Origin of the sequence: Flavobacterium agri (assembly GCF_013401995.1) — a bacterium.
GTDB lineage: Bacteria > Bacteroidota > Bacteroidia > Flavobacteriales > Flavobacteriaceae > Flavobacterium > Flavobacterium agri.
On the sequence record NZ_JACBJI010000003.1, the window covers coordinates 286,781 to 308,563 of the forward strand.

The 21,783-nt window shown below is 47.5% G+C and carries 15 protein-coding genes; 10 read left to right on the top strand and 5 right to left on the bottom strand.

Annotated elements, in window-relative coordinates; all coding sequences use genetic code 11:
- Positions 1 to 74 precede the first annotated feature (74 nt).
- A complete protein-coding gene (locus HZF10_RS08640; protein ID WP_176005793.1) occupies positions 75 to 4,670 on the bottom strand; it encodes a T9SS type B sorting domain-containing protein in 4,596 nt (1,531 codons plus the stop codon).
- Between the two features lie 442 nt (positions 4,671 to 5,112).
- On the opposite strand from HZF10_RS08640, the gene argS reads away from it, so the two are divergent.
- The 7 genes from argS to HZF10_RS08675 all read left to right on the top strand — a co-directional run bounded on the left by argS (position 5,113) and on the right by HZF10_RS08675 (position 13,000).
- Positions 5,113 to 6,891, top strand: coding sequence for an arginine--tRNA ligase (argS, locus tag HZF10_RS08645; protein WP_176005794.1), 1,779 nt, complete (start codon positions 5,113 to 5,115; stop codon positions 6,889 to 6,891).
- 42 nt (positions 6,892 to 6,933) lie between these two features.
- Positions 6,934 to 7,287 (top strand): four helix bundle protein, encoded by a 354-nt coding sequence (locus tag HZF10_RS08650; protein ID WP_176005795.1) that lies wholly within the window; start codon positions 6,934 to 6,936, stop codon positions 7,285 to 7,287.
- Between the two features lie 153 nt (positions 7,288 to 7,440).
- The gene (locus HZF10_RS08655) at positions 7,441 to 8,793 is read left to right on the top strand and encodes an SGNH/GDSL hydrolase family protein (protein ID WP_246282519.1); all 1,353 of its coding nucleotides are present in this window, start codon (positions 7,441 to 7,443) and stop codon (positions 8,791 to 8,793) included.
- The gene (locus tag HZF10_RS08660; protein ID WP_176005797.1) at positions 8,783 to 10,207 is read left to right on the top strand and encodes a LysM peptidoglycan-binding domain-containing protein; all 1,425 of its coding nucleotides are present in this window, start codon (positions 8,783 to 8,785) and stop codon (positions 10,205 to 10,207) included. The genes HZF10_RS08655 and HZF10_RS08660 overlap by 11 nt, the downstream gene beginning before the upstream one ends.
- On the top strand, positions 10,204 to 11,700 hold the full coding sequence (locus tag HZF10_RS08665; RefSeq protein WP_371315645.1) for an MBOAT family O-acyltransferase: 1,497 nt from the start codon (positions 10,204 to 10,206) through the stop codon (positions 11,698 to 11,700). The genes HZF10_RS08660 and HZF10_RS08665 overlap by 4 nt, the downstream gene beginning before the upstream one ends.
- 242 nt (positions 11,701 to 11,942) lie before the next feature.
- Entirely contained in the window at positions 11,943 to 12,407 is a 465-nt protein-coding gene (locus HZF10_RS08670) for an META domain-containing protein (RefSeq protein WP_176005798.1), read from the top strand.
- 134 nt (positions 12,408 to 12,541) lie between these two features.
- The gene (locus tag HZF10_RS08675) at positions 12,542 to 13,000 is read left to right on the top strand and encodes a hypothetical protein (RefSeq protein ID WP_176005799.1); all 459 of its coding nucleotides are present in this window, start codon (positions 12,542 to 12,544) and stop codon (positions 12,998 to 13,000) included.
- A 209-nt stretch (positions 13,001 to 13,209) separates the two neighbouring features.
- Here HZF10_RS08675 and HZF10_RS08680 read toward each other — a convergent pair whose 3' ends face one another.
- The 3 genes from HZF10_RS08680 to HZF10_RS08690 form a co-directional block, all read right to left on the bottom strand.
- The gene (locus HZF10_RS08680) at positions 13,210 to 15,516 is read right to left on the bottom strand and encodes a TonB-dependent receptor plug domain-containing protein (protein WP_176005800.1); all 2,307 of its coding nucleotides are present in this window, start codon (positions 15,514 to 15,516) and stop codon (positions 13,210 to 13,212) included.
- Positions 15,509 to 16,408: a FecR family protein gene (locus HZF10_RS08685; RefSeq protein WP_176005801.1), complete on the bottom strand. Its 900-nt coding sequence runs from the start codon at positions 16,406 to 16,408 to the stop codon at positions 15,509 to 15,511. The genes HZF10_RS08680 and HZF10_RS08685 overlap by 8 nt, the downstream gene beginning before the upstream one ends.
- Positions 16,409 to 16,563: 155 nt before the next feature.
- Positions 16,564 to 17,106: an RNA polymerase sigma factor gene (locus tag HZF10_RS08690; RefSeq protein WP_246282521.1), complete on the bottom strand. Its 543-nt coding sequence runs from the start codon at positions 17,104 to 17,106 to the stop codon at positions 16,564 to 16,566.
- Positions 17,107 to 17,238: 132 nt separating this feature from the next.
- Between HZF10_RS08690 and HZF10_RS08695 the strand changes: the two genes are divergently transcribed.
- The gene (locus HZF10_RS08695) at positions 17,239 to 18,561 is read left to right on the top strand and encodes a LamG domain-containing protein (RefSeq protein ID WP_176005802.1); all 1,323 of its coding nucleotides are present in this window, start codon (positions 17,239 to 17,241) and stop codon (positions 18,559 to 18,561) included.
- Between the two features lie 64 nt (positions 18,562 to 18,625).
- Here the strand turns inward: HZF10_RS08695 and HZF10_RS08700 are convergent, their stop codons facing one another.
- Entirely contained in the window at positions 18,626 to 18,799 is a 174-nt protein-coding gene (locus HZF10_RS08700) for a hypothetical protein (protein WP_176005803.1), read from the bottom strand.
- A 540-nt stretch (positions 18,800 to 19,339) separates the two neighbouring features.
- Between HZF10_RS08700 and ffh the strand changes: the two genes are divergently transcribed.
- On the top strand, positions 19,340 to 20,680 hold the full coding sequence (ffh, locus tag HZF10_RS08705) for a signal recognition particle protein (protein ID WP_176005804.1): 1,341 nt from the start codon (positions 19,340 to 19,342) through the stop codon (positions 20,678 to 20,680).
- 148 nt (positions 20,681 to 20,828) lie between these two features.
- The gene (locus HZF10_RS08710; protein WP_176005805.1) at positions 20,829 to 21,713 is read left to right on the top strand and encodes a bifunctional 5,10-methylenetetrahydrofolate dehydrogenase/5,10-methenyltetrahydrofolate cyclohydrolase; all 885 of its coding nucleotides are present in this window, start codon (positions 20,829 to 20,831) and stop codon (positions 21,711 to 21,713) included.
- Positions 21,714 to 21,783: the final 70 nt, after the last annotated feature.

The following is a 21,783-nucleotide window of genomic DNA, read 5'->3' on the forward strand; positions in this document are numbered from 1 at the left end:
ATTGTTACAAGGAATTCAAAAAAAAAGAGGTTCCGTGCTCGCGGAACCTCTTTGAAAATCCAATATGAGATACTTTATCGTTTCATCGAGAAGTGGGCACGGAATTCTTTGTCTTTTCCGCCTTCGGTATAGTTTACTGTAAACCAGTAATCTGTAGAAGGCATGACTTTTCCGTTGTACGTTCCGTCCCAACCTTGTCCGTTAGGCGTGATTTGCGTGAGCAGTTTTCCGTAACGGTCAAAAATGCTGATTTTCGAATTCAATTGCGCTTTAAGATCCTTGATGTTCCAGGTGTCGTTCGCTCCATCGCCGTTAGGAGTGAAGAAATGTGGATAATTCACCACGAGCGCGGTTGTCTGTGCTGTTCCGCAACCGTTCTTGTCACGTACGGTCACGATGTGCGTTCCCGAAGTCACGTTCTCGAATACGTTGCTGTCTTGCCAAGCGCCTTCGTCCAATTGGTATTCGTAGTCTCCCGTTCCGACGGCAGTTATGGTAATCGACATATTATCGCTGAAATCGGGGCTGGTCTGATACGTCACTACCGCAGGTTCAGAACCTTGTACGGTAACGGTTACCGGCATCGAGATACAGCCCGTAGCGTTGCTGACCGCGATAACGGTATAATCTCCGGGCAAGACCGCTGTATAATTGCTCGATGTTCCTACAACATCGCCGGCTTCATTGAGCCATTGGAACGTATGGGTGCTTGCACTCAATCCGCTGTGGATCACGAACGGGTTCAAAAGCGTCTGGGTTTCCGAATCGAAACAAATGATTCCGCCTTGAGGTGTAGGTTCGGGCAATTTGTTCACGTGAAGTGCGATGGCGCGTACATCGAAACAATTCGGAGCCAGAGAATTCACGACTCTTACAAAAACATTCGGCAAAGATGTAGACGTCACTGGGTTGAGTGCAGATGTAGCGTCGGACATGCTCTCGTGATACGTCACAGAGAATTCAGATCCGGTCTGGCTGCCCAAAACCGTTGCTGTCAATGCGCTCAGGTCGAAGGCGGTAAGGCCGTCGTTGGTTCCGTCCTCGTCGCAAGTCGTAGCCGTGGCTGCTGGAACTGCATTTGCGACTGGTTCAGGCACAATCGTCACTACGAACGAGCTTTCATCCGTACAACTCGGGTTGAAAGGCGAGTGTGCATATACGTAAATCGTAGCCGTCTGGGTAATGTGCGCACCGGCGTTCAAGTGGTTTCCTGTTCCGCCAGGTCCGGTGTAATAACTGCCGATGGTCAAAGCCGGAAGCGTGTAACTTTCGCAAGTGGTCACCGCAGGCAATTCGTCTACGTTGAAAATCGTGAGGTTGAACGAGACTTCATCGGTACAGTTCGGAGTCGTTCCCGTTTCAGCATACACGTAAACCGTCTGGCTTGTCGTAAGAATATCTCCAGCGTGTAACTGTGTGCCTGTCTTGTTCGGTCCTGTATAGTAATCGCCTTGGGCTAGAACCGGCAATTCATAAGAGTTACAAACGAATTGGTTGGCGATCGATGCCAATTGAGGCGAATTGTTGATCGTAATCTGGAATTGGTTCTCATCGATACAATTGATACGCTCTCCCGATTCGGTATAGATGTAAAGCGTAGTCGATGCCGTGATCACGTTTCCTGCAAACAAAGCGTCACCTTCGGCATTGTTCGTCGGTCCTCCCGAATTCTTGAAATAATTACCCACGGTAAGCGGTTGCAATACATAGCTGTCGCAAGCGGTAACCGGCGCTGGCGAATCGGCTTCAATAGAGAAAATACTGATCTCGAAGCTGTTTTCGGCCGTACAGAAAGGCGCTTGCGTGCTTTGTGCATAAATATAAAGCACTTGAGTTTCGGTGATGACCGTTCCCGCAGGAAGCATGGTGCCTGTTCCGCCAGGTCCGGTGTAATAATTCCCGACGCCAAGTGGTGTAAGTGTATATGAGTTACATACGTCGATGTTCGAACGCGAATCGATCGGCGGCGCCGGATTTATCGTAACCGTAAAGCTGTTCTGGTTGCTGCAGCTTGCGTTCAATTGCTTGTAGATGTATATCGTCTGGGTAGTGGTGATCAAATCGCCAGCGCTCAATTGGTCGCCTGTTCCGCCGCTTCCGGTGAAATATTCGCCATTGGTAAGAGCCGGTAATACGAAACCGCCACAAACGCTTTGGTTAGGCACAGAATCGATCGGCGGCTGAGAAATGTTGAGGTTGAAGTGGCGATCTGGGTCGCAATCTGTTCCTCCAGCCACGTAAATGTAAACGGTTTGAGGCGTCGCGATGACCGTTCCTGCAGGCAACAAAGTTCCTGTTCCGCCTGGACCTGTATAATAATTTCCGATCGGAAGCGCAGGCAACGGATAACCCGCACACTGATTCACATCCGAAGGCACGTCCATACCGATGAAAACCGTGAAACTATCTTCGGAAGTACAGCTGAATTCCGCTGTTCCCGTTTGGGCGAACACGTAATACGTTGTCGTAGCGGTCACGACAGTTCCGGCGGCTACCGTTGCGCCTTGTCCGCCAGGTTGGGTGTAATAGTTTCCTACGGCAAGCGTCGGAAGTGTATAAGAAGTACAGTTAAATACATTGTCAAAAGTACCTACGTTCACGTTGTTTACGATGGTCACGTCAAAATCGGTGTCGATCACGCAAAACGGTGCTACTTCGGTAATGAAATAGTAGTAAAGCGTTTGGGACGACGTGATTTGCGTACCAGCTGGAATCGGGCTTCCTTGCCCTCCTGGCTGTGTGAAAAACGCACCGTATTCCGGCGTTCCAACCGTGTAACTGCCACAATAGGTGCCATCGCCTGGCGACATTGTCAAAGGATCGACGATCGTAACCTTGAAATTGCTTGCAGAGCTACAGTTAGGCGGTCCGCCCGGTTGGTTGAAAATGTAAATGGTTTGGGTTTCGGTAATGACATCGCCAGCAAAAAGAGGGTCGCCTGTACCGCCCGGAGCCGTGAAATAATTTCCGTTCGTAAGCGCAGGCAACACGTAGTTCTCACACACGATCACATCTTCAAGAACGTCCACCTCAGGCAAAGGCAAAACAGTAACGGTGAACGAAGTCGTTACGAAACAATTAGTATCCGAAACGTTCTGTACGCGAACATAGATTACCTGTCCGTTTGTAGCCGTAGTATTTACACCGTAAGGATTCGCGCCGGAATTGGCGTCGGCTTGGGTGGCGTGGTACGTTACAAGGTTCAATGCAGGAGATTGCCCGTTAAGGATGCCCGCAGTCTGATTGTTGAGATTGATCGTCGCGAAATGTTGTGTCAGCGATCTTTCGCAAGTCGTGATATTTTGCGGTTGTGTGATTGTCGGACCGTTGGTTACCGAAAGCTGGAAAGGTTTCACCGTAAAACAACCCGTTGCAGGATTGTTGATGCGAACGTAAACCGTTTGGTTACCAGGACTTGAATAGTTGGACGGAAGCGGGCTTGCGTTGTTGTTCGCATTAGCCTCCGAAGCAAAATAAGCCACGGTCGTGCCCGACGGAAGGCCAGCCGTTACGATAGGCGTATTCAACGCCAAATTGTAGGAGTAGCTGGCAGCACCGGTGTCGCACTTGTATAAAGTAGTAGGGTTAGGTGTCGTAAATTCCGGATAGAACTCGATGTTGATCGAATCGGTAGTCGCCTGGCACGAATTCGTGATAGGCGCATACGTCACGCTGTATGTTCCGGGTTGGATCACGTTGATAGACGGACCTGTAGCGCCTGGGATCATCAGGTTGTTTCTTTTCCACGAGAATGTATATTCCGCCGGATTCAAGCCAGAGCTCAAAACATAAGTCTGTCCGAAGCAGATCGCCGTGTGGTTGGCAACAGTCAGATCAAGTCCCAAAACCTGTTGACCGATGTTGAAACTGTCCGAAGCGATGAAAATAGCCGAATCCGATTCCGCATCGGTACGGTCGGCGATCACAAGCTTGATGTGGTAAGGCGTGTTCGGCGTCAAAGTCGAGCTCGCGTTCATCAAAACCGTCTGTCCGTTGAAATTGGTGGCCGAACCTGCCGCAGCCGATCCTCCGTTGAAGCTCCCGAAATACTGGGCGTTCGCCGAAGGACAAGACGAATTGTACAAAAAGTCGCGGATCGTAACCACCGAAATCGGCAAGTTCGTACTCGGAACCACGGCAAGGTTGGTCGTAACTCCCGTGTTCATGTTCGTCAGTAGGAAGGCGAACGCGTCCGAGAATTGGCATTGAAAGTTTCCGTATTCTTCAGAAGCAAATACGAAATCGAAATTAAACTGGGGCGAAATAGGGGTGAAATCAAATTCAAGGACCGTTGCATTGGTCGAATTCATCGAGATGCCGGCTTGGGCCAAAGTAGTCTCGAGAGAAGGGTCTCCCGGCCAGTTCGCGGCACCATCGTTGAGCATGCTCGTGTTCGGGCCTACAGAATGCAAGGCGTCGCCAGTACTTAGGATCACACCTGCCTGCATCGGGAAATTAGGATTTGTGTTCTGGAAATAACCGATCCCGTTCGTCGAACCGAAATTCGTACCCGTGCTCCACGTAATGTTGTTCGCCTCCACGCAAGGGGAATTGATCAACACGTTGTTTACGAGTTGGGGCACCGAATAGGAATTGGTGTTCACCGTGATCGACTGTGCGAATACTGGAAAAGAAAACGCAACAGTTAAAATGAGTAGGAATTTTTTCATAACATAAAGCTTTAGGGAAGCTGCCGAATGTTTTTTATTTGAATTGTTTTGACACTGCAAAGATTACCTCAAACATCGATTAAACGCAAATAAAGTCGATGAAATGCACGATTTTGATATATACATTGGATATTTTCCTACAATTTTACTTTTCGAAAACCTTTTCGTATTTTTTTACCGAACTGCCTGAATACGTGATGGAAAAGATCTTTTTGTCTGTTTTTCGTCCGTTGTGAGAAAAAGTCAGGCACACGCGTTCATGCGAAATGCCGTCAACGTATTTTTTATCACGGAATGCGACTTTTTTAAGATTGGTATCGATGACAGGTCTTTTAATCGACGAACTGCACTTCTCTGCAAGATTGTCCGTCGCGATTTTAGTCGAGCTTTATTCCGAACCGATAATTTACCTATCTTTGCACGCCTAAAAAACACAGTAAAAATGACACCAAACGAAATCCTTTTGCCAGCCGTGCAGGCAGCCGTGAGCGAGCTGTACGGAGTTGCCGTCGAACACTTTGAGTTCCAGGCCACGCGACGCGATTTCGAAGGTGACGTCACGCTCGTCGTTTTTCCGCTTTTAAAGCAAATCAAAGGCAATCCGGCCCAAATCGGGAATGCGATCGGTGAATATTTGAAAAACAATGTTGCTCAAGTCAAGGCGTTCAACGTCGTACAAGGCTTTTTGAACATCGTGATCTCCGATGGTTTCTACCTCGACTTTTTCGCTAAAGTGAAAGACGACGCCAGATTCGGTTTCGTAAGCGCTTCCGCGGATGGGAAAGCCGTAATGGTCGAATATTCGTCCCCGAACACGAACAAACCGCTTCACCTGGGCCACGTCAGGAACAACCTTCTCGGATATTCCGTAGCCGAAATCCTCAAAGCCGCCGGAAACAAAGTCTACAAGACCCAAATCATCAACGACAGGGGAATCCATATCTGCAAATCGATGCTCGCGTGGGATAAATTCGGAAATGCCGAAACACCCGAAATGTCAGGATTGAAAGGCGATAAGCTTGTCGGTAAATATTACGTCGAGTTCGACAAGGAATACAAAAAGCAGATCGATGCGCTCAAGTCTCAAGGAAAATCGGAAGACGAAGCCAAAAAACAAGCCCCGATTCTTCTCGAAGCTCAAAGCATGCTGCGCGACTGGGAAGCCGGAAAACCCGAAGTCATGGCGCTTTGGCAAAAAATGAACCAATGGGTTTACGACGGTTTCGGCGAGACGTATAAAAGGCTTGGCGTCGATTTCGACAAATATTACTACGAATCCAACACCTATCTTTTGGGTAAGGAAGTCGTGCAACTCGGTCTCGAGAAAGGCGTTTTCGTAAAAGACCCAGACGGTTCGGTCTGGATCGATCTCACCGAAGACGGACTCGACCGCAAAATCGTATTGCGTTCAGACGGAACCGCGGTTTATATGACGCAAGACATCGGAACCGCAATCCAGCGTGTCAAAGATTTCCCGGACGTAGGCGGAATGGTGTACACCGTAGGAAACGAGCAGGATTACCATTTCAAGGTGTTGTTCCTGATCCTTAAAAAACTCGGTTTCGATTGGGCCGACAATCTCTATCATTTGTCATACGGAATGGTCGATTTGCCTTCGGGAAAAATGAAAAGCCGCGAAGGAACGGTCGTCGACGCCGACGATTTGATGGACGACATGAGCGAAACCGCCCAAAAAATATCCGAAGAACTCGGAAAGCTCGACGGGTATTCCGATGAAGAAAAAAAACGTCTTTATACGATTATCGGGCTCGGCGCACTCAAATATTACATCCTAAAAGTAGATCCGAAGAAACGCATCCTGTTCAATCCCGAGGAATCTGTAGATTTCGCGGGCAACACAGGTCCGTTTATCCAATACACGTATGCGCGTATCCGTTCGATCTTGAGAAAAGCAGATTTCGATTATTCTCGACCGATCACTACGATCGATCTGCACGAAAAGGAAAAGGAATTGCTCAAGCTCGTCTCGACTTTCCCGTCCGTGATCCAGGAAGCGGCCCAAAACCACAGCCCGGCGTTGGTCGCGAATTTCACGTACGATCTGGTCAAGGAATACAATTCGTTTTATCAGGTCGTCCCGATTTTGGGTGCTGAAAACGAAAACGAAAAAGTCTTCCGTACGCAATTGTCGAAAAAAGTCGCCGATACGATCGAAGCAGGTTTTGGATTGTTGGGAATTGCCGTTCCTGAAAGAATGTAATTGATAATTATAAATTATGAATTATGAATAAGGGTAATGGTAATGGGAGACAATGTAGTTAGAGAAAAGAGTTTTTCTTTTGCGGTCAAAGTAGTGAAGGCTTGCAGAAAAATTTCCGATGAGAAAAAAGAGTTTGTCCTAAGCAAACAATTGATGAGATCCGGAACTTCAATAGGAGCTAACGTTCGGGAAGCGATCAATGCTCAAAGCAAAGCCGATTTTATCCATAAATTGGCAATAGCCCAAAAAGAAAGTGATGAAACTATTTACTGGTTGGAGTTGATGAAGGCTACAGATTTTATTGGTAAAACTGAGTTTGATGAATTGCATACAGAAGCAACAGAAATCCTGCGGATCATCCGTAGCATCATTCTGTCCACGAAACGCAATTCATAATTCATAATTCATAATTTATAATTGGAAAATTCTAAATCGTATTTCTTTTCCTCCTTCCTGATTGTTTTGCTATCAGCCGTTTTCTTTTTAGGAATAAAAAGAGTACTTCCAAACAAAATCTTTTCCGATAAAGCCGGAACGACCAAAAACGTTTTGATCGATTCGATGTTGATCGACGCATTCGAAGAAGAAAAGAAACAAGCCGCGCTCGATTCGCTTAAAGGCGATGCCGATGCGCAAGACGGAGAAGGGATGTCGAACCAGCCTGTCGTGTATTATCCGACCGACGGCATCCAATTTCCCGAAGAAACATTCGAAAATTACAAAGGTGACCAATACCTGATCTCGTTTTTCGAAAAGCTGTACCAACTCGAAACCACCGGAAAAGGCAACGTGCGCATCGCGTATTACGGCGATTCGATGACCGACGGCGACATGATCGTACAGGATTTGCGTACATCGATGCAGGAGCAATTCGGCGGGCGAGGCGTAGGTTTCGTGCCGATCACGTCCGAATCCGCTGCGTCGCGGAATTCGATCAAACACGAATATTCAGGCAACTGGAAATCCCAGTCGTATCTGAACGTGAAATGGCCAAAACGCTCTTTCGGCGTAAACGGACACGTGTTTTTCGCCAACGATACGGCGCGTACCGAATGGGTGAAATTCAAGACCGGAAAAGGCAAATTCAACCAGGAACTCGACAATCCGACGGTTTTCTTCGGAAGTTCGGGCAATAAGAAAGGCGTCGTCGCTTACGTTTCGGGCAAAGACACGATCCGCAAGAAAATGTCGACTTCGGCCACTTTGAACACGATCACGCTTTCAAACGGCGCGCTCAAAGGCATTAAGGTCGATTTCCATCAAGCCGATTCTATTCCGGTTTACGGATTCAATTTCGACGATGGGAAAGGCGTCCATGTCGATAATTTCTCGCAGAGAGGAAATTCAGGCATCCCGATCTCTAAATTCAACGTGCCTTTGATGAACGCGTTCCAGGACAAGCTCGGATACGACCTTATCGTGCTGCATTACGGAACCAACGTGCTCAATTACGGCACGCTCGACTACAAATGGTACGAGCGCGCGATGACCAAAACCGTGAACAAAATTCACGAATGCTTTCCGGGAGCGGCCGTCTTGATTATTTCCACAGCCGACAAAGCCACGAAATACGATCTTGAAATGCGCACCGATTCGGCCGTAGTTCCGTTGACGAAAGCACAGAAACGATACGCGCTCAACACCAAATCGGGATTCGTGAACCTGTACCAGCTCATGGGCGGAAACGGATCGATGGTCAAATGGGTAGAAGAAGAACCCGCGATGGCCGGAAAAGATTACACACACCCGAATTTCAAAGGTGCCAAACGTTTCGCAAGCCTGATTTACGGACAGATCAAACAAGGATACGAACAGTTCAAAAAACTGCGCGCCGATAAAAAACCTGTGGCTTCCCCGACCGACAGCCTCAAACGAAAAACCGATTCATTAGATGCGAATTAGATTCCTGCTCATTCTTTTGTTCATGGGCAGCTTTGAGTTGTTTGCCCAGGACGATTCCACGGCGGTAGCGGTCGATTCGGCCTTTGTCGATGCCGATACGCTCGAAGTGCCGATTCCCGACAACCGTTTCCAGAACACGAATTCCATAGCGTCTTTTTATAAAAAGCTCGCCGATCTGGAGTCGAAGCGCAACCGCAAGATCAATATCGTGCACATTGGCGATTCGCACATACAGGCCGATTTGTTTTCGCACCGCACGCGACAGGATCTGCAGGCGGCTTTCGGCAACGGCGGCCGCGGATTCGTGTTCCCGCATCGTTTGGCCGGCACGAACGGCTCGTCCGATTACAAATTCACGTCGAACGTAAAATGGAGCGGCTGGCGTAACATCAATTCGGTAAATCCCGATTTCCCTGTTGGTTTGAGCGGTATCGGATTGACCACGAACGCGCGTGAATTCGCGATTGAGTTCGATGCGAAAGTTGCGGATAACGCCTTCAACCTGATCCGTGTGATCACGCCTCAGAATCGTCCGTTGTTCGATGTGGCGACCGCGAAAAAGACGATCGTGATGGAATCGAACGTGCCCAAAAAAATCACGCACCGCATCAAGAACGGCGAAGTTTTGGGATCGATCGCGAACAAATACGACATTTCGATTTCGGCCCTTAAAAAAGAGAACGGATTGAAGTCGGACCGCATCCGCGCAGGCAAAACCTTGAAAATCCCGACCAACGAAAGAGAACCGAAGAAAATATATCGTTCCGAATTCTTGCCGTTGCCGATGCAGGAAGACGAGCTTTCGCATTACTATCGATCCGAAAAACCGCTCGAACAGATTTACCTGATTCCGTCCGAAGGCGCTTTCGACGTGGCTTTGAACGGTGTCGTGCTCGAAAACAACCTTCCGGGAATCATTTATCATTCGATAGGCGTGAACGGATCGAAGTTTTCGGATTACAATAAATATCCTTCGTTCTTTTCCGAACTCAAAGCATTGAATCCGGACTTGATCATCCTATCGCTGGGCACGAACGAGTCGTTCGACAAAATGTCCGGAGAGGCGTATATCGCGCAAATGGATCAGTTCATCGCGAGCCTCAAAAAAGAAAACCCGAATGTCGATATTCTGGTGTTGACGCCGCCGCCCTCGTTGTTCAGAAGGCGTTATCCGAATACGTTCGCTGCCGATTACGCGCAGAAAATCATTAACGGTGCCGATTCGAAAAACTATACCGCCTGGGATTTGTATTCCCAACTCGGCGGATTGTACGGAGTAGGCCGCAACGCCAAGAAAGGCATCATCGGAGGCGATCGCGTACACTACACGCACGAAGGTTATTACAAAATGGGGAAATTGTTATCGGAAGCAATTTTGAAAGGATATCAGGATTTTAAGGCGGCTGGCAAATGATGGATTTGGTCGACATTCAACACTGGATTTTAGACAACTACCAAAGTTGGTTCACGTTCAACAAGAAGGAACCGATTTTGTTCAACACGCCTTTGTTTTTGGGCATGTTCCTGATTTTCTATCCGATTTACATCTTTACGCTCAAATCGAAAACGCATGCGATCCGCAACTTGTACGTGTTCGCGTTCTCGCTGTTTTTCTATTACAAATCGAGCGGATTGTATTTTTGTTTGTTGCTGGTTTCGGGCATAACCGATTACAACCTCGCGAAACTGTTGTATAACGAAACGGTCCAGGCGTACCGCAAATTCTATCTGGTATTGTCGGTCGTGCTCAACCTGGCGTTCCTGGGCTATTTCAAGTACACGAACTTCTTGATCGACAACTACAACGGGATTTTCAGCGGCAACGTGGCGTTCCACGACATCATTTTGCCCGTAGGGATTTCGTTCTATACGTTCCAGTCGATGAGCTACATCATCGATATTTACAGAAAAGAGCTGCAACCGACCAAAAACATTCTCGATTACATGTTTTTCGTGTCGTTTTTCCCGCAATTGGTGGCCGGTCCGATCGTTCGCGCTTCAGAATTCCTGCCTCAGATTTACAAGAAGATTACGCTTTCACGCGAGGAAGTCAATTATGCTTTGTTCCTCATCATCGGCGGATTGCTCAAGAAAACCGTGATTTCCGATTACATTTCGGTCAATTTCGTCGACCGTGTTTTCGACCAGCCGAATTTATACACGCCTTTCGAGAACCTGATGGCGTCTTACGGCTATACGATCCAGATTTACTGTGACTTTTCGGGCTATTCGGACATGGCGATCGGTATTGCGATGCTCATGGGTTTTAGATTGTCGACGAACTTCCGAACGCCTTACAAATCTGCGTCCGTCACTGAATTCTGGAGACGTTGGCATATTTCGCTTTCGACGTGGCTGCGCGATTACCTATACATTTCTCTTGGCGGAAACCGAAAAGGCAAATTCCGGACGTATCTCAATCTTTTCCTTACGATGCTTCTCGGCGGATTGTGGCACGGCGCTTCGTGGAAATTCGTGATTTGGGGCTGTCTGCACGGAATGGCGCTCGTCGTCGAACGTTTGTTCAAAGGACTTATCCATTGGCCGAAAAATTGGTTCGTGCACGGTTTCAAGATTTTGCTCACGTTCCATTTCGTGGTTTTCTGTTGGATTTTCTTCCGCGCGAAAGACTTTACGACGGCATTCGAAGTCATCCGGAATATCGGTCTCATCAAGTTCCATCCGAACGAATGGCTTACGATCTTGGCGGGTTACCGCAACGTGTTTATCGTGATGCTGATTGGCTACCTGTGGCATTTCCTTCCGATGAAATGGATCGATTTTCTCAAATCGGCTTTCGACAAAATGCCGGTTCCGGGCAAGGCGCTGGTACTTGCGCTTACGTATTGGGTCGTGTATGCGACGGCCACGAGTGGTCCGCAACCGTTTATTTACTTTCAATTTTGAGTGCCGAGGTGCTCAAGTGCGAAAGTTAAAAAAAACTCAATCTGTACTTTTTGAGTGCGAAACCAGTCGGCTTGCTTAAGACTTGAATCTGAATTTTTTAGATAGATTTTCTCTTGCACAGGAGCACCTTAGCACTTTAGCACATTATCAAAAAATTTCTTAAAATCGATTCCGCACCATACTTTTTCCTCTACAACGCTCGTTGTTTCTAGACTAACATGATTAACCTAAAGCAACACACAATGAAAAAAGGAATCTTTTCGATTTTTGCGGCAGCGCTTGCCCTGACGAGCTGTTCGGACGACGACAACGGAAACAACGCCAACATCACCGTACAGGCACTCACGAACACGATTACGAACCAAACCTGGCGCGTGACTTCGTTTACCGAAGACGGCATCGACCACACTTCCGATTTTACGGGCTACAACTTCACGTTCGACGACAACAACACAGTTTCGGCTACCAACGGCACGAATACGTATAGCGGAATCTGGACGATTACAGAAGACGATGACGACAGCGATGACAGCGTCGACAGCTCGAATCCCGATTTCTACATCATGTTCGCCGAACCGGAGACGTTCACCGAACTTACCGAAGATTGGGACCCGATCGAGCGAACCGGCAATAAAGTGCGTCTGCGCCACGTGAGCGGAGGAGACGGCGGAACCGATTACCTTACTTTTGAACGCAATGCCAATTAGTTTTGGATCTCTCTGAATGAAAAACCAGTCTGAAAAGGCTGGTTTTTTTTATGTGGTTTTTCCTATAATTTTCTTAAATCAAAATGCTGTGATCGATAATTTTATAATTTCGGAATTCATCTAAATCATCAATCATGAAAAAAATTATCTCTTTAATGCTGGTTGGATTCCTTTCGATCGGTTTTTCTTCTTGTTCAAGCGACGACGGCAATGCGTCGGGAACTACTTCTAAAAAAGTACGCGAAGCCTTGCTTGCGAGTCAATGGGAAATCGGTTCGTTGATCATCAATGAAGCGGGCGAACCCAATCAAAACCTGAACGATGTATACGACGACTATCGTTTTACGTTCTCAGATCCGAACACCGTGACTTTTGCGAATGCGTCCTCTCAAGAAACGACGACTTTCTCGATTCCTGAGCAAGCTTCGTGGAGTTATGGGCATCTCGGGTTTCATTTGCGTTTTTCAGAAACCGGTGAGTTCGCGTTTCTTGGCCAAAACTGGATTATCCAGAAAATGGTGAACAACCAAATCTTCTTGAGGTTCATCGATCAGGACGGCGCAAGTGGTGTGATGATCCTGAATAAGATATAGCTGACAAACAGCCTGGTGCAAAAATATTAACAGGAAATTCTTATAATTTTCTTAATCGTTTTGCCGACCGGTTTTTTTACTCGATATTTGAGTAGTTAGTTAAGTAAATTTCAAATAGAGGCCTTTCGGAAACGGGAGGTCTTTTTTGTTTTTTAAGCCACGAATTACACAAATAAATTGGTGAACATTCGTGCGATTCGTGGCTTAATTCAAAACACCATTTTGAGGCTCAAGTTCAACGTCCTGCCCAAAGAATACGTATTCACGCGCTCGATAGAATTGTCGTCGTTGCGTCTGTAATAGCGGTTGATGATATTTCGGTTGTCGAAAAGGTTCAAAACCGAAACGCCTAGTGAAAGCGTAGATTTTTTAGAAACTGCCCATAAATAAGCCGCCGAGAAATTCGATTGGAAGTAATCGTCGAGATTGGCATTGTTCGGATCGTTGTATTGAATTTGTCCGAAATTCGGGATCGATTGACCTGCAAGTGGCGTCGTTTGCGGTTTTCCGGTATACCAACGCGCACCGAGCGAGGCTTTCAGACGTTGGCTTTCGTAGCTCAAGGCGCCTGCGAACGCGTGTACGATTTCGAAATTGTTCGCAAAATCGGGAGGCGTGAGCGCATCAAACGTGTACTCGTTGCGGTTGAAACTATACGAAATCCAGGCGCGCCAGTTTTCAAAAAACGATTTCTGGGCCAAAACCTCGCTTCCCCAAACCTTGTAATCGCCGTTGATGCGCACGAATTCGAGCTGGTTCTGGAACGACTGGCTCGCGCTCGGAATGCCTTTGACCGTTTTGTAGAAACCATCGACGGTAAAAAGCCAGCCCGAATTGTCGTACGTGAATCCGATCGATGACTGGAAACTCTTTTGTATCGGTACCGAACCATCGTTCGAAGCGACCCAACGTCTCTTTTCAAGCCCGAGGAAATCCTGTTGCAGATCGATGATTTGGGATGCGGTCTGGCTTTTCGATTCGGCGAGCGCTTCGAAACGCAAATTGTCCGAAAGCTTGAAACTCGATTGCAGACGAGGCTCAAGCCTGAATTTGCCGAAGCGGTCGTAATAATTGAAGCGAAGTCCGGGTTGTATCCAAAATTTTCCATCGACAGAGCGATAACCTAATTGGCCTTCAAGCGCGTGGTTGCGCAATACGGTCTTGTCGCGACGGTTGTATTCGGGATTGTCGATGTTGTCGTAATTCGCGATTCCGGTCTCGTTGTACTGATAGCCGTTTTCAAACGTCAGCTTGTCGGATAAACGATGGAAGTTCGAAAGCCGCAAACCCGTATCGAGTACCTTGTTTTCCTGGTCAAGGCGTTGGTCGTTTTCTACCGAACGGTTCATCGCGCGCAAGTCGTAATGCGAGAAATAAGCGTTGACCGAAGTCGAATTCCGGTCGTTCCAACGCGTTTTCCAATCGAGCGAAACCCCGAAGTTCTGCTGGTCGAGACGGCTGCTTTTCGCGCTCATCTGACCCGAATCGACTTTTTTTTGCAACACGTCCAATTCGTTGAACATGCCGATTCCCGAAATCGAGAACTTGCTTTTTTTTCCGACGGCCTGATCGTACCGAACCGAAAAATCGTAAAAGTAAAAATCCTTGTCGACGCCATAACGCACGGTTTCATTGCTCTGCAGGTCGGTCACGTGCGTATTTTGGAAAATCCTGTCGGAATATTCGCGATACGTAGGCGTGTCGATCCAATCGGTGATAGAGCGACGGCCCGAAACCGTAAGCCCCGATTTTTTGCCGAGCTTGAATTGCCCGAAGACTTCAGCGCTTATCATATTGGCCGCAAAACCCACGCGTGTGGAATCGGGCGCTTTGGTGAAAATGTTCACCGTAGAAGAAACGCCTTCGCCAAACAACGAGGGCGTGCCGTTCTTATAAACGTCGATCTGCTGCGGGATTTGAGGGCTGAACACCGAAACCAACCCAAAAAAATGCCCCGTCTGGAACATCCGGATGCCGTTCCATAAGAACAAGTTCTGGTCGTGCGTACCGCCGCGTACGTTGATGTTCGAAATCGTCTCGTCTACGCTCAACACGCCCGGAAGCTGTTGCATCGTCTGCAAAACGTCCGCTTCGGTAAGCCCGGGAAGCAACCCGAATTTTTGAGGGGAAATCCTAAGCGAAGCATCCGAATTCTTGACGATGCCGCGCGCGAGGTAGTGGTTGATCACGACTTCCTTGAGTTGCTCGGAAAGCGTGTCGGTCATCATTTCGGCATTCTCGTCGGTTTTGGTGATGGTGATGTGCGAGTCGTCCGAAAACGCGAAAGCCAGCCCTGTGAGCTGACCGATGTATTCAATTTTTTGTTTGAGGTCGGAATCGGGCGGAGGCGCAACGATCCTGATTTTGGCGACATCCGAATCCAAAAATGCAAAACTGACGTTGTGTTGCTTCTCGATTCGGTTCAAAATGTCGCGCAACGGTTCGGGCTTTGCGTTTTGGGCGAAAAGTCCGAAAGAAAAAAGCAATAAAAAGATCGTGGTAAAGATTTTATTCATCGGCAGACAAAATCACGACGTTGTTTTGGGTTTTGGCATTCAATTTATAAAATTGGCAAATCGGCTGCAACGTCGCATTGATATCGGAACCCGAAAAAGTGCCCGTTACGGTTTCGCTTGATTTGGCTTTAAGTTCGATTTTCACGTCGAAACGCCTTTCCAATTCGGCCACGACCTGTTCGAGGGAGGCCGAAACGAAACGGATTTCCCCTTTTGTCCACTCGGGTTGGGTTTCGAGTAAAATCGGCGTGCCTTTTGGTTGGCCGTTTTCAAAGATGACCATCATTCCCGGAGTGAGCATGGTTTCGGATCCGTTCGTGCGGACTTTTACCTTTCCTTCATAACATTCGACCTCAAACCTTTTCTCGCGCGCTTTTACGTTGAATCGCGTACCGACGACGGTCACTTTGCCCAAATCGGTGTTCACGTCGAATATCTGGCCTTTTGCAACTTTGAAATAGGCTTCCCCTTTAAGCGTCAATTCGCGGTGGTCGTACCAAGACGATTTGTCGTACGTGATTTCGGAACCCGAATTAAGTTCGACTTGTGATGCGTCGGGCAAAACGATCGAAGCCATCTTTCCCGAAGCTGCCTTTTCGATGATGTCCGATTCGGGACGGAATGTCAAAAATAGGCCCAATCCGATTATGAAAATCGCCGCTGCCCTGAAAATCGTCGAACGGTAAAACGGTATCACTTTGGGTTCTTTTTCTTTTTTCGGAAGTGAAGTGACGCGCGCCAGCATCGCGTCCTCGTCGAAACTTTGCGTCTTGAAGCCACGGCTCAGGCGGGCGATGCGTTCGTAGTCGTTGTATTCGGGCGAATTGCGGAAGGCGGCCAGTTCGCTCTCGTTCATTTCACCGGATAGCCATTTTGCGAGGTCGTGTTCCATTTTTTTATTTTTAGATGATGGATGATAGACGAATAGATGACAGACGGAATCGTATCTTCTGGTAGGTCTATAATTAATTCATCAATTTATTTTGATGGTCGATGATAAACAGAATGTCTATTGGTCTATCATCTATTGGTCTATTCTTTTTTACTTTATTTCCCAAATCCTATCTCATTCCTTAGCGAAACCAAAGCCCCGCTGATTCTTTTTTCTACCGCTTTGACCGAAATGTCCAATATCTCGGCGATCTCGTGGTATTTTTTGCCGTCGATGCGGTTCATCAAAAAAGCCGTGCGTTGTCCTTCGCTTAAATTTGAGATGGCGCGTTGTAATCGGTCGCGGAATTCCTCTTCCTCATATAAAAACTCAGGACTTTCGGTCGTGACCGCTCTTGCCGTCGTGTTCTGCGCATATGCCAATACTACTTTTTTATGTGCGATTTTATTGAGTGCGGCATTATTCGCGACGGTATACAGATAGGATTTCGCTTTTTCCTGAGGCACGTCGGCACAATTTTCCCATAATTTGGCGAAAGCGTCTTGGGTCACGTCGTTGGCTTTTTCCTCATCGCCGAACTTGTACAGCAGGTAATTGCGCAACGAGCGCGCCTGTTGCCTGAAAATCGACGAGAAAAGGTTTTCCTCGCAAACGCCTTGAAGCGAACAATTGTCCATATACGTACTTGAATCCGACATCTAAAACAGATGAAGCTTGTTTTACCCTACCTTTAGCGCGAGAGATTTTTTCACTGTTAAAAATACGGCATTTGGAGTAGGGTTTTCCCAATCGCGATTGTTTTTAGGCTGTAACCAAGAAAAAAAATTCACATGAAAAATTTTATCAAACCTTTCCTGCTGGTATTCGTGATCGGGTTGGCCACTTTGATTTCGTGCCAGGACGAAGAGAACCAGAACAATCCGAGCGCCGGGCTTCTCGACAAAACTTCGGCCGTCACCCAAAAACTACAACAGCTTACGGGCAACAACACTTCGATCGACAATGTAATCGACAGTACCGATTGTTTCAGTGTAAAACTTCCGGTCCAAGTGATGACCAACGGCGCGATCATTACGGTAGACGACCCCGAAGATTATCAGACGGTAGAAGACATTTTGCAACAAACGCCTGTGGGAGGATTCGTCGATTTCGTTTTTCCGATCACATTGATCACAGCTTCTTATGAAGAGATCGTCGTCAACAACGAAGACGAATTGGTGAGTGAAGTCGCCGATTGTTTCGGTTTTGAAAGCATCGGATGCCTTTCTCTGAATTATCCGATAAACATCAATTTGTACGATACGGGTTCGCAAAATCCATCGACGATAACGATAGACAATAACCAGGAATTTTATCTCACGCTGTTCAATCTGACGGCAACCGATGTGTACGAGATCGATTATCCTATAACAGCCATAAACGCATCGGGCCAAACGATCACGATAAATTCTAACGACGAATTGGATACGGCGATCGCTTCGGCTATTTCAGACTGTGATTGTGACAACGATACGCCGTTGCGCGACGATTTGATCTTATACCTGACTTTCGCAAATGAAGTGAATGACCTCACCGGGCTCGGAAACTCTCTTGCGATAGGTGAAACCGAATTCGTCAACGACCGCAATGACAATGGCAGCGGAGCGCTTTCTTTAACTCAAGGGAACGCCGACAACCAGGTCGTGACGGCAGGTAACGTCAACAACGATATGTTGCAGAACAACGCGTTCACGGTAAGTATTTGGTTCAATCGTCAAATCAACAATTTCCAAGGACCGGCAGAAATCCTGTTCCAAAACAGCCAGTTGCAGATTTCGCTCGAAGGTCCGGCTTCCGAAATCCGTGCGCCTAAAGTCATCGCTCCGGGTGCCGAAATGGTTGATCAGGATTGGATCGACGGACAGCTTTTCGGCCAGATAGGAGTGTGGCACCATGTAGTCGTGACTTGGGACGGAAATATGCTGAGTTTGTACCGCGACGGGGAACTTCGCGCAGAATCGACCGCGGAATTTTCGGGCGTGATGCCGCCGAACTTCATCGGCGGGAATTTCCAGGGATTCGTAGACGATGTCCGCGTATACAAACGCGCGCTCAATTTCAACGAAATCAACACGTTGTTCAATCTCGAAGGCGACATCAACACTTGTCTCTAAACAAGGGCTTTATCATAATTTGGGGAGAAACCGGTCTTAGGATCGGTTTTTTTATGGCTTGCGTTTAAGGATTTCGCAGGCTGTGCGCGGTTCCCGAAGGCACTTTGCCGTTTCCGTTGGTCGCGCCGTTGGTTCCGGTGCGGTCGGCGGCCGATCCTCTGTATTGCGTTCCGCAGGCAACCATAAGTGCGGTCACGGCTATAATGATGCTGGCTCTGAGGGCATGTATCGCTTTCATGGCAGTAGGTTTTAAAGTTGAATCCTAAAATTACCCTGTAAATCAATGATTTGTCGTACACGGTTTCAGGGTAATTTTATACGATTTGTGTTTTGGTTGAGCGATTGTGTAATGCTCGAATCTGAACTATGTGAATCTCGTAACTTGTCAATTAAGGATTTTGCTATATGTGGACTTGGGCTTTCGCCAGATTTAACAAAAACGGCAGATTTCGTGTATCGATTGTATTTTGGGAAATCCGAACTTTGCGATAAGGGGAAAGGGCAATGCGTCCCTACAAAAAAATCAGTCCGGACAAGTACAGAAAAACTGGAAATCTTGTTAAAGTTTACTTCAGGATTTGAGTCTTGAGATAATAATCTCAAGAGGTCGGAATATGGAAAATCCCATTGTAATTTGAAATTCACAATGCACTCCCGCTTGTGTCTTTTCACAAATGGCATTTCACATTTCACCATTCCCAATCGACTATTTACTATCCATTATTCACCTTGCCTCATACACTAATTAGCCTTATATTTGCGACTTCATTCCACTATTATGTTCGATAATTTATCCGATAAGCTCGACAAAGCTTTCCACATACTCAAAGGACACGGTAAAATCACCGAGATCAACGTAGCCGAAACCCTCAAGGAAGTACGCCGCGCGCTTCTCGATGCCGACGTCAACTTCAAGATCGCCAAGGATTTCACCACTCGCGTGAAAGACAAAGCGATCGGCGAGAACGTATTGACGACGCTCCAGCCGGGCCAGCTCATGGTGAAACTCGTCAAGGACGAACTTACCGAGCTCATGGGTGGAGATGTTGCGGGAATCAACCTTTCCGGGAATCCGACGGTCATTTTGATGTCGGGTCTTCAAGGTTCGGGTAAAACGACGTTCTCCGGAAAACTCGCGAACTATCTCAAGACCAAAAAGAACAAGAAACCGCTTTTGATTGCCGGTGACGTATATCGTCCGGCGGCGATCGATCAGTTGCATGTTGTAGGTGGACAGATTGGAGTGGAAGTATATTCCGAAAGGGAAAACAAAAATCCGGTAGAAATCGCGCTCAACGGGATCAAGCATGCCAAAGCGAACGGTTTCAACGTCGTGGTCGTCGATACGGCGGGCCGTTTGGCGGTCGATGAGGAAATGATGACCGAAATCGCGAACGTACACAAAGCGATCAATCCGCAGGAAACCTTGTTCGTCGTCGATTCGATGACGGGACAGGATGCGGTCAACACGGCAAAAGCATTCAACGACAGATTGAATTTCGACGGTGTCATCCTGACCAAACTCGACGGTGATACGCGAGGCGGTGCGGCGCTTTCGATCAAATCGGTCGTAAACAAACCGATCAAATTCGTCGGAACAGGCGAGAAAATGGAGGCCATAGACGTGTTCTATCCGTCGCGTATGGCCGATCGTATCCTCGGAATGGGCGACGTGGTTTCCCTCGTGGAAAGAGCGCAGGAGCAGTTCGACGAAGAGGAAGCACGCAAATTGCAAAAGAAGATCGCGAAGAACGAATTCGGGTTCGACGACTTTTTGCAGCAAATCCAGCAAGTCAAGAAAATGGGTAACATGAAAGATTTGATCGGCATGATTCCCGGCGCGTCCAAAGCCATGAAAGATGTGGAAATCGAAGACGACGCGTTCAAACATATCGAAGCGATCATCCAATCGATGACGCCGAAAGAAAGAAAAAAACCATCCATCATAGACGTCAAGCGCAAGAACCGCATCGCAAAAGGTTCGGGCACGAAAATCGAGCAGGTCAACCAACTTATGAAACAGTTCGACCAAATGAGCAAGATGATGAAAATGATGCAAGGTCCGGGAGGCAAACAGCTCATGAAGATGATGGGCGGCGGAATGCCCGGGATGAGATAAAATAGAAGACGTGTGTGAACGCGTCTTTTTTTTTGGATTATAGATTTGCAGATTGTCAGAAGTCGAATGAATGCGATCATGTTCTGTATATCCGATAATCCTCAATCTATCAATCTTTTCAAAGAACTCTAAAATCAAACACAATACAATGCAATTACTCGACGGAAAGAAAGTTTCAGACGACATCAAGAACGAAATCGCGGCCGAAGTCGCCCAAATGAAAGCCCGTGGCGAAAAAGTGCCACATCTTGCGGCGGTCATCGTGGGTAACGACGGAGCGAGCTTGACTTATGTAGGCAGTAAAGTGAAAGCCTGCGAAAAAGTAGGGTTCGAATCGACTTTGGTCAAGATGCCAAGCACGACATCGGAAGTAGAACTGCTCAAGAAAATCAAGCAACTCAACGAAGACGACAACATTGACGGTTTCATAGTGCAATTGCCGTTGCCGCCTCAAATCGATACGCAAAAAGTGATTATGGCGATCGATCCGACAAAAGACGTGGATGGTTTCCATCCGGAAAACTTCGGAAAAATGGCTTTGGATATGTCGACTTTCATACCGGCGACTCCTTTCGGCATCCTCGAGCTTTTGGAGCGCTACGGAGTTGAAACCCAAGGAAAACACACCGTGGTCATCGGCCGAAGCCATATCGTAGGACGTCCGATGAGCATTTTGATGGGACGAAAAGGTTTCCCTGGAAATTCGACGGTGACGTTGACGCACAGTTACACAAAGAATATCGCACAGATTACCACTCAGGCCGATATCGTGATTTCCGCTCTCGGCGTGCCGAATTACCTGAAAGCCGAAATGGTCAAGGACGACGCGGTGATCGTAGACGTCGGTATCACGCGCGTGAACGACGAGACTACCGAAAAAGGCTATCGCATTAGGGGCGATGTCGATTTTGAAAACGTGAGCAAAAAAGCGTCTTTCATCACGCCGGTTCCGGGCGGAGTCGGGCCGATGACGATCGCGATGTTGCTTAAGAATACGCTTTTGGCGCGCGAACGCAGACGCGATAACGAATAGATATGATTTTTTAGCCACGAATTCCACGAATTTTCCACAAATAATTAGTGACAATTCGTGGAATTCGTGG